Source organism: Bradyrhizobium ferriligni, assembly GCF_056837965.1.
This window is the reverse complement of sequence record NZ_JBXEJO010000141.1, coordinates 1-7771: the sequence shown is the minus strand read 5'-3', so window position 1 is coordinate 7771 and position 7771 is coordinate 1. Positions and strand designations below refer to the sequence as shown.

At 58.4% G+C, this 7771-nt stretch carries 8 protein-coding genes and 2 pseudogenes; 4 read left to right on the top strand and 6 right to left on the bottom strand.

Annotated features, from left to right (window positions below):
• Positions 1 to 326, bottom strand: a pseudogene (locus tag AC1VNY_RS41855) (MBL fold metallo-hydrolase); the annotation flags it as partial.
• Positions 327 to 827: 501 nt separating this feature from the next.
• On the opposite strand from AC1VNY_RS41855, the gene AC1VNY_RS41850 reads away from it, so the two are divergent.
• Positions 828 to 1292 carry a histidine phosphatase family protein gene (locus tag AC1VNY_RS41850; protein ID WP_482409572.1) on the top strand — a complete coding sequence of 155 codons (465 nt, stop codon included), beginning with the start codon at positions 828 to 830 and terminating at the stop codon, positions 1290 to 1292.
• A gap of 373 nt (positions 1293 to 1665) precedes the next feature.
• Positions 1666 to 1902 carry a hypothetical protein gene (locus tag AC1VNY_RS41845; protein ID WP_482409571.1) on the top strand — a complete coding sequence of 79 codons (237 nt, stop codon included), beginning with the start codon at positions 1666 to 1668 and terminating at the stop codon, positions 1900 to 1902.
• Positions 1903 to 2217: 315 nt separating this feature from the next.
• On the opposite strand, the gene AC1VNY_RS41840 is transcribed toward AC1VNY_RS41845, so the two are convergent.
• Positions 2218 to 3393: a helix-turn-helix domain-containing protein gene (locus AC1VNY_RS41840; protein WP_482409570.1), complete on the bottom strand. Its 1176-nt coding sequence runs from the start codon at positions 3391 to 3393 to the stop codon at positions 2218 to 2220.
• A 234-nt stretch (positions 3394 to 3627) separates the two neighbouring features.
• Here AC1VNY_RS41840 and AC1VNY_RS41835 point away from each other — a divergent pair, with 234 nt between their 5' ends.
• Both AC1VNY_RS41835 and AC1VNY_RS41830 read left to right on the top strand, forming a co-directional pair.
• Entirely contained in the window at positions 3628 to 4200 is a 573-nt protein-coding gene (locus AC1VNY_RS41835; protein ID WP_482409569.1) for a cupin domain-containing protein, read from the top strand.
• A 101-nt stretch (positions 4201 to 4301) separates the two neighbouring features.
• The gene (locus AC1VNY_RS41830) at positions 4302 to 4634 is read left to right on the top strand and encodes a pilus assembly protein N-terminal domain-containing protein (RefSeq protein WP_482409568.1); all 333 of its coding nucleotides are present in this window, start codon (positions 4302 to 4304) and stop codon (positions 4632 to 4634) included.
• 253 nt (positions 4635 to 4887) lie between these two features.
• Here the strand turns inward: AC1VNY_RS41830 and AC1VNY_RS41825 are convergent.
• The 4 genes and pseudogenes from AC1VNY_RS41825 to AC1VNY_RS41810 all read right to left on the bottom strand — a co-directional run.
• Positions 4888 to 5750, bottom strand: a pseudogene (locus AC1VNY_RS41825) (transposase); the annotation flags it as partial.
• A gap of 221 nt (positions 5751 to 5971) precedes the next feature.
• Positions 5972 to 6373 (bottom strand): cupin domain-containing protein, encoded by a 402-nt coding sequence (locus tag AC1VNY_RS41820; protein WP_482409567.1) that lies wholly within the window; start codon positions 6371 to 6373, stop codon positions 5972 to 5974.
• A gap of 228 nt (positions 6374 to 6601) precedes the next feature.
• Positions 6602 to 6799: a hypothetical protein gene (locus AC1VNY_RS41815; protein ID WP_482409566.1), complete on the bottom strand. Its 198-nt coding sequence runs from the start codon at positions 6797 to 6799 to the stop codon at positions 6602 to 6604.
• 442 nt (positions 6800 to 7241) lie between these two features.
• Positions 7242 to 7523 (bottom strand): hypothetical protein, encoded by a 282-nt coding sequence (locus tag AC1VNY_RS41810; protein ID WP_482409565.1) that lies wholly within the window; start codon positions 7521 to 7523, stop codon positions 7242 to 7244.
• Between the last annotated feature and the right edge of the window lie 248 nt (positions 7524 to 7771).

The following is a 7771-nucleotide window of genomic DNA, read 5'->3' as shown; positions in this document are numbered from 1 at the left end:
TTGTCACGCCGCGACTCGACGTGCATCGACAATCCGAACTCACTGATCAACGTTTTACCCGGCGGCTTGCCACTGCCGATGCCCCAGCCGAAGTGCTCAATCTCAACATCGGAAACCTTCCGGCTCGACGCGACAGCGAATTGGTAACTGTCGACGACCACGCGCACTGCCACACGATCGATCTCCGGAATCTTACCGACGACCGGTTCTGCGCGTACAGGCTTCCCGCTGCCGATCAGCGTCGCCACGACGGCGCTGAACAAGGCAGCACCGCCGCCGCATACCACATCGCGTCGATGAATTGCGTTGCACTTGCAAATTTGCATGATCCAATCCTCCCTTTACGTGGCCCTTGCTGCCGCAAGGCGTCACGCGGAAACGCACCCCAGGGCTAAGGCGTTGGGGTGCCGAACACACCAGCGCCTGGCAGCCCGCACACCGAGGATTAGACTCATCCTATCCCGCGCGGGACAGCGTGGCGAGTCACATTGGTCCGGTTCGGGTCAAAGGCTGCCCTCGGCCGCCGTCATGAACTTGGTCAGCCCATCTCTCCGAAGCTGACGTCGCCGCGATCCGGGCTTAGGTCAGCCACCGGCCAACGAGCGACATTCCCGACCTCGATAGCGCCCGCAATCCGAACAAGTCCAGCAAGCGAAATCATGTTATCTTAGGTGCATCTTGTTGAACCCGAGCAACCCTACCCATGCTTGCAGCCTTCAACAGTCGGATAGCTGCACGCCTCCTTTGCTGGGTCTGTTTGCTCGCGATCTTGACCGGCCTTTGCCGACGACGAACAGGTCTGGGCCGCGCTAAGGCAAGGCGGCAAAATTGTCCTGCTCCGCCACACTCACGTCGACATGCGAGAAGGAATAGGACGCCTCGCGCCCGGCAACTGCGCCGAGGAAGTGAACCTTTCCACCCGCGGCATTGAGCAGGCAAGGGCCATTGGAGAGGCCTTCCGCGCTCACGGCATTGCAATCGGAGAGGTTCTGACCAGCCCTTATTGCCGTTGCGTCGACACTGGCAAGCTTGCGTTCGGCCGCGCGACGCCGGTCCGATACCTGATGCCCCCGGGGGTCTTATCCGACAATCAGGCCAAGTTAGATCAGGAGCAGGTCCTGCAAGACATCCGGAGCAACCGCGCTTCCGCGAATTTGGTGATGATTACCCACGATCTCAACATTTCCAACATTGTTCTTGAGCCATCAATTGCCATGGGCGACTTCTTTGTTCTCAAGCCCAATGGGACGGATTTCGATGTCATCGGCAAGATCCAAATGCGCGACAATTAGCACATCGGCGCCAATACGCATTTGGGCTTGGCATCGACAGCCGTGTGACGAGAGCAATCAACGACCGCTATGGGTCACTCGCGTCGATTTAGTCCTTCCGCGATGACTTCCGGTCAGCTCCGGTGGGCGGACATCTTCGATGGCCAACGCAAGGATCTAAAACGGGCAGAAGCGGACCACGAATTGCGTATGTGCAGTAGCACTGACCCGTTAAATTCTTCAGGCGATTGAACGGTTGGAAGATCGTCGAGACTTATAGTGAACAAGTTCACACAGTGCGTCCGTTGGTGCAGGCGCGGGTTTGCAAGGGGAATGCATCTCTAATCCGAGTGAGGAAATTCCGAGCACTACCCGAGCTCCAAGGAGCCTCAACATGGATTATTTCAGTGAGGATTCCGCCCACGTTACCACTGCCTTTTTCGCTGAACCTTCTGCTAGCACTCTCGAAGACAGGATCACCCACAAGCGTTGGGCGAAAACCGTGCTGGCCCTCTACACCTTCCTGTTCTTCGCCGGCGGGATCGCGATTGGGCTCCGCCAGAGCATGACCACGTCAGGCGGCATGGAACAACACGCCACCTTGCGCGCAGGCAATCGACCCGCCCGCTAACAACTGATGCATTTCACGACGCCGACCATTCGCCCTCGTTTCAGCGCCCATATGGAGCGCCAAGCTGGAAGGAGTTAAGTCATGGCAACGCCGGCATATACAAATGGCGGGGCAGCTCTTGCTGTTATGGTGGCTATGCCTTGATCTGGCGGCTCACGGTGCGCGAGCTTTTCATTCTGTTTGTCGCTTTGCGCTTATGTTGGCGGTGCAAGGCCAGCCCCCAACTTATTTCTTGCCGCGCCCGAGCGCGCCTATGCCACCGATCAACGTGCCCTAGGTCGAATCAAACTCTTACGCCGCCTGCTTTTAGTTCTGCTATGCGGGCGGTAGTCCTGCGGTTTCGAGCCCGTCTCCGAGGCATGACATGAATCTTGGAGTAAATGGCCATGCCCGCCGGGCCAACGAGGCCGTCAAGTTGGGCTCCTTCCGCAAGAGCTGACGGCCCATGCGACGTGCTTCCGCCCGGGCTCCCGTCAACGCAACGGCGGCAACCCCGATTCGTTGTGCCCAGTAGGATTGCGGATAAGCCTCTACGCCGCTCTGAACCCACACCGCTGCACGATCATAGCGCTCAGCCGCGAAGTGAGCACAGCCGATTCCGATATAGGTGATGTGGCGCAGCGGCTCGAACGGCATCAGATGAAGCGCGATCCTGAGTTCGCGGAGCGCTCCATCGCAATCCCCGACATAAGCGGACATCCAGCCACGGCGAATCCAGCCATATGCCAACCAGGGATCAAGCGCCAACGCACGTTCCAGCAGTCGATCCGCCGCTTCAAGCTGGTGGAGCAGCACGAGCGCGCCGCTGCTGAGTGTCAAGGTCAAGGCATCATCCGGGGCGAGGTCAAAAGCCTCCGCGGCGAGGCGAGATGCGTGATCACGATCGGCGATGGGAGTTGCAGCGAAATCATGGGCAGCACGCTGCGCCCAACACCAACCTGCGACCGCTTTGGCTAATCCATAGCTTGGCGCCAGCTCTTGCGGACGGCTCAACCTTTCAAGGGCAATGTTGCATTGGGTACGTTCCACCGCGAACGCAAATGGCAGGGCTTCCAATGTCAGGCGAATGGCCTCGTCGAGATCAGGGTCAGAAGCCGTGGTCGACGCTGTCTTTGTGCGTCCGATGGTCGCTGATGGCAGTTCGCCAAAGGCCTTGCGATATTCTGCCGCAAACCGCCCGAGCTGGCTGAAACCATTGTTCAGCGCGACCGTCGTGACGGTCGCGTTTGGTCCAAGACGCCTAAGCTCCTGGCGCGCCCGTGCTAGCCGCATGTTGCGCACCCAGCCGAGTGGTGTCGTACCAAGAAACATCCTGAAATGTTTCTCCAGGGTCCGCGGACGAACATCGGCAGCTTGGGCCAACCGACTGAGTTGCACGGGTTCGGACAGATGGTTGCGAAGCCAGCCCAAAGCCCGCACGAGATCTGCCGGCAGGGCCCGGGAGATTGCCTGCCCGTCCAAGGCTCCCTCGTTGGGTTCAACCTCTCTCATCGGATCCTCTGTCGATATTATCGCTCTTCGCCAGGGCCATCTCGCACACCCCAAAGATAGGGCATTTTCGACGGTTCTTGAATATCCGGGCGCAAATTGAATAGCCAGATTATCGCGATTCACTGCAATTTCCGGCGTAGGTCCGATCTCCCTTCATCGCCGGGGCGATCGCAAAAACCGTGGGAGACGCACCAGATGACACGCACTTGGCCCGCTTCTCGGCATACGACTTTGGTGTCCGCAGCTGTCTTTGGTGCGGCGCTGGCGGCCTCGTCTGCTCCAGCACAGCAATTTGACATCAAGCCAATAGCGGAGAAGACAATTCAGAAATTGCCTGATGGGCAATTGTTCTGGCGCATCGACAACTTTCCGACACTCGCCCAGGCGCGAGCGGCCGCCGGCCCGACCGCACTTGCCGCCGAAGCAGCGGGAAAGGCTTGGTTGTTCACCCTTGGTACGAAGGGTGGATCACCGGCCGGCGGCACCATGGTCGCGGAAGTAGGTCCAGTTCCATCCTTTCCGGCGCCGGAGTATCTGCTGCGCATCAATCGCGCTGGCGGTGCACCAGGAGCTAAAACGCCAGTGCACACGCATCCCGGGTCCGAAAGCTTTTATGTGCTGACGGGAGAACTGAGCCAAAGGACGCCACACGGCGTTGGCCAAGTCGCCGCCGGGCAGACTATGCCCGGACATGGGGCTGGTATGCCCATGGAGGTATCGAGCACCGGCACCACGGAGTTGACTGCTCTCGTCATGTTTCTTGCTGATGCCACCAAGCCATTCTCATCACCAGCTGAAATGCCTTGAAAGGTCGCACGTCACTTGGGAAGCTCATAGCAGCGTACAATGATCGGGGCTCCGCAAGGCTATTAGTATCTGTTCATGGTGGCCGGTGGGAAACTCAGAAGATGCAAACGCGTCAATCAGTGCCTGTTGCCATCATTGCGGCGTTGCTTGCGACATGGTCAACGATGTCCGCCGCTCCCGCTCAGACGGAAAGTAAATCTACCGGTCCCAGCATTAATCTCGAGCTAGGCTCGAGCACCGAGTTCAAGATCGATAGACCCTTTGGTCTCGTGCTGATCGGAGACCCGCGCGTGATCGATTTTCAGGCGCAAGGCAAGCGCTTGTTGCTCCTCAAGCCACTGCACCTTGGCACCACAAACCTGGTCATCCTGGACAAAGACGGGATCGTGATCAACAACGTGAGGGTTGTCGTGCATAACGCTGGGCCAATTTAAGCACAGAGTAAATCGCCGGTCATTGAAGTAGTCGGAAACCATCTGGCCGGAGCGGCATCGATGTTCCAGGCAAGACTTTCGGCATAAGAGCCGACCGATTGTCCGGTTCGGGTCTTGGTCGTGTAAAAACACCTTCCCCTGGAGGGCGGTGGGAAGCCAGGACGGTTTGGTCTCAGGCCGCGATCGCGGCCATCAGCGGCTTGGTCCCGACGATGTTCATGAGCCATGTCAGATTATAGGCCAGGACCGAGAGAGCCATCTCGGCGGTCTTTAGAACAGCCTTCGCCTGCTTGGCCACATTGGCCAGTTGAGCCCGATCCGAGCCGCTGTTCGTCACCTCATGCGTCACAATCAGATGGTGCTCGGTATCGACGGCGACCTGCACATTGTAGCCAACGACGCCGGAACCGCGCCCGCTGGTTGCCATCGAGCGGCTGTCGGGATCGGTCAGCGAGATCTGCTGGTCAGGCGAAGCAAGCATCTGCTTCTCGTAAGCGGTAAGCTTGCCCATATCCTCCTTCACCTTCGTCAGTTTTTCGGTAAGCCTCGTCGCCTTCGCGGCCAGTGCCTCCGTCGGCGCTTGCCGGTCGGCCGTGTCAAGTTGGCTCAGATAGCGCGAGACGCTCTCTTCCAGTTGGGCACGCCGCCGTTCCACCTTCGCCCGTGTGAAGTTCTTGTCGCGGTTGTTCACGGCTTTGAACTTGCTGCCATCGATGGTGCCCATCTCACGACAGAGTTCGACGAAGCGCGCACATACCCTATGCAGCGCCAGGCCATTGTCCTTTCGGAAGTCCGCGATCGTCTTGTGATCTGGTGCGAGCCGACCCAGCAGCCACATGACCTCGACATTGCGTCCGGCCTCTCGTTCGAGCCGCCGGTTCGACTGAACTCGGTTCAGATAGCCGTAAATGTAAAGCTTGAGGAGAACCGAGGGGTGGTACGATGGCCGACCAGTAGCCGCTGGCTCCCCCCCTCAAATCTCATCTCGGCCAAATTGAGCGCATCGACAAACACGTCGATTACGCGAACAGGGTTACTCTCGTCAATGAAATCATCGAGGCACTCGGACAATAGCGCCCACTGCCCACGATCCGCCTGATTAACGAAGCGCCTCATCTGCTTCCCCCGCAGAATCACGAGGGATTCATAGCAAAGCAGCAGCGTTTTCGCACAGCCAAGGTCGAAAGCCGACCAGGGCGGCCCGCTAGACCTTGGTCGGCTTCCCTCCCTAAAGCGGACATTGCAGCCTTCTGAGCAAAGTTCGGCGGCGGGCCAAGCGCGGAAGTCACGCTCTCCCGGCAAGTCGACCACGGCGGGGGCCAGGCGTCGGTCTACTCTTATTTCGGCGGGACTTTGATCAAGTCGGCAGTGTAAATCACCACAGCATCGTCGCCGGTGTTTTTATGCCAATGCACCGTATTGACGCCTTCAGCCGTGGTGTCGCCGGGGTGGAATGTATTTGATTTGCCATCTTCGTTTGTGACCGTGTCGGTCCCTTGATGGAAATAGACGACAGCCGGCCGATCCTTATGGCTGTGCAGTCCGATGTGCCCACCAGGCGCGATGTTCAAAACACGCAGCCTTAGTTGCCAACCTGACAAGCTTGGAATTTCCTTGCCGAGGTCGATGACGACCGTTTTGGGGGTGGTGTATCCCTGGTTGTCCTTTGGTGCCTCCTCCGCGAGTGCGACGTGGGCGGAAGCTGTCAGAGCGAATACAATGGCAGCGCGTAACATCATTTCATTATCCTCCCCTTTGACTACGCGGTTAGCCCCCGCATTCGCGCTGGAATGGTCAGCGATGCTTAATCAACAGCGGATTAAAATGTAGTCACTTCTCTTCTGTCTATGATACCTTCGCAGCGGCGCATCCGTAGCAGACGCACGCCGAGGCTTGTCCGAAGCGGGGAGACGGCATTATCTGGCCGCAGCCTTGGGGTGTCACGCCGCTGCGGGCTGTGATTGTGGTCATGCCGTTACCGAGCGTTGGCCTTTTCTTGCCGCAAGAAACAGCAAGCCGCGTTGATGAGACGTGAGGGTCTCGCCTTTGGCGAACGCCTTGATTGCGTCGTCTAGTTTCTTGTCAGCATGCCGCCGATAGGCGGCGCGATCGTCGTCATCAGTTGGCCGCGGCCTGTAGTCGACCAGTTTTACGATGTTGGTCATTGTGTTTTCTCTCTCCGTTGAGACAAGTGGGGTACACCAGTTGCTTACTTTGCTGTAGCCGGACCTGTCTTCACGCTTCGCTTTCCGCTCCCGGTAATAGGTGGCGCGGCTCTTGCCAGCGGTTTCCCAAGGCTTGTTTCGGCTGGCCGACGCTGTCTCGTGCACAGCGCGCGGCCTTACGCAGCGCTTACGACGGCGTTCCGTCTTGGCCTGAGTGTTCCGTTGCTTTCGCCGTAGCTTGCGGCCAGCCTTATCGAGATCGAAGGCGCAGATGGTGGTGATGCCGAGCGCTTGCCGCGTCTCAAATGCTGACGCATCCCTTGGCCCAGTTCGTCGGCTGTCCACTTCCGAGGAGCAGCCTCAACCATCATGATAATGATTTCTACGTCGTAGGGACTGAGCCACGGAGCCCACTGCGCGGCCCACTCACTGATGGCTGCATCTAGACCGCATTTTTTACCAAGGTGCCAGAGATGACAGGCCGCAATGAGTGCGTAGTCCCATCCAGCGCTATCTTCGGGAAGAAGAGTACCGCGACACTGATGCGCGATGAGCAATTCAAGGTCCGTGAATTGCGGAAGAGGCGATTAAGGTCCTCGGCAACGATGACATCGAAAAGACCAGCTTTGGCATCGCGCATCAATGCCTGAAAGCCGGGCCCGTTGATCGCGCCTCCACCGAAAATCTGACGATCCTCTAGCGGGGGAGCGTCACCGCCTTTCACCACACCAACCAAACCTACGATACCTCACCCAATCTTACGCATAGGAAGTTCGTGAGCCCGGGCATCGCCATCGAACCGGATTGAGACGACCATAGGTCCTTGTTTCAAGCCATAATGCCGGCACCCGGCTACTGGCTAATCAACCGCGATCGACCGGCGGCCCGAAAAGCCAATCTACGTTCCATTGCAAAGGAGCGGAACGAAGTCGGCATGTCGGCGCCGCGTGGGGAGCGTTCGGTTTGCTCGGC

Bases quoted from the DNA above. Each gene is read 5' to 3' on its own strand.
- AC1VNY_RS41845 (WP_482409571.1), top strand. From the start codon at position 1,666: ATGGATTATTTCAGTGAGGATTCCGCCCACGTTACCACTGCCTTTTTC.
- AC1VNY_RS41840 (WP_482409570.1), bottom strand. From the start codon at position 3,393: ATGAGAGAGGTTGAACCCAACGAGGGAGCCTTGGACGGGCAGGCAATC.
- AC1VNY_RS41830 (WP_482409568.1), top strand. From the start codon at position 4,302: ATGCAAACGCGTCAATCAGTGCCTGTTGCCATCATTGCGGCGTTGCTT.
- AC1VNY_RS41820 (WP_482409567.1), bottom strand. From the start codon at position 6,373: ATGATGTTACGCGCTGCCATTGTATTCGCTCTGACAGCTTCCGCCCAC.
- AC1VNY_RS41815 (WP_482409566.1), bottom strand. From the start codon at position 6,799: ATGACCAACATCGTAAAACTGGTCGACTACAGGCCGCGGCCAACTGAT.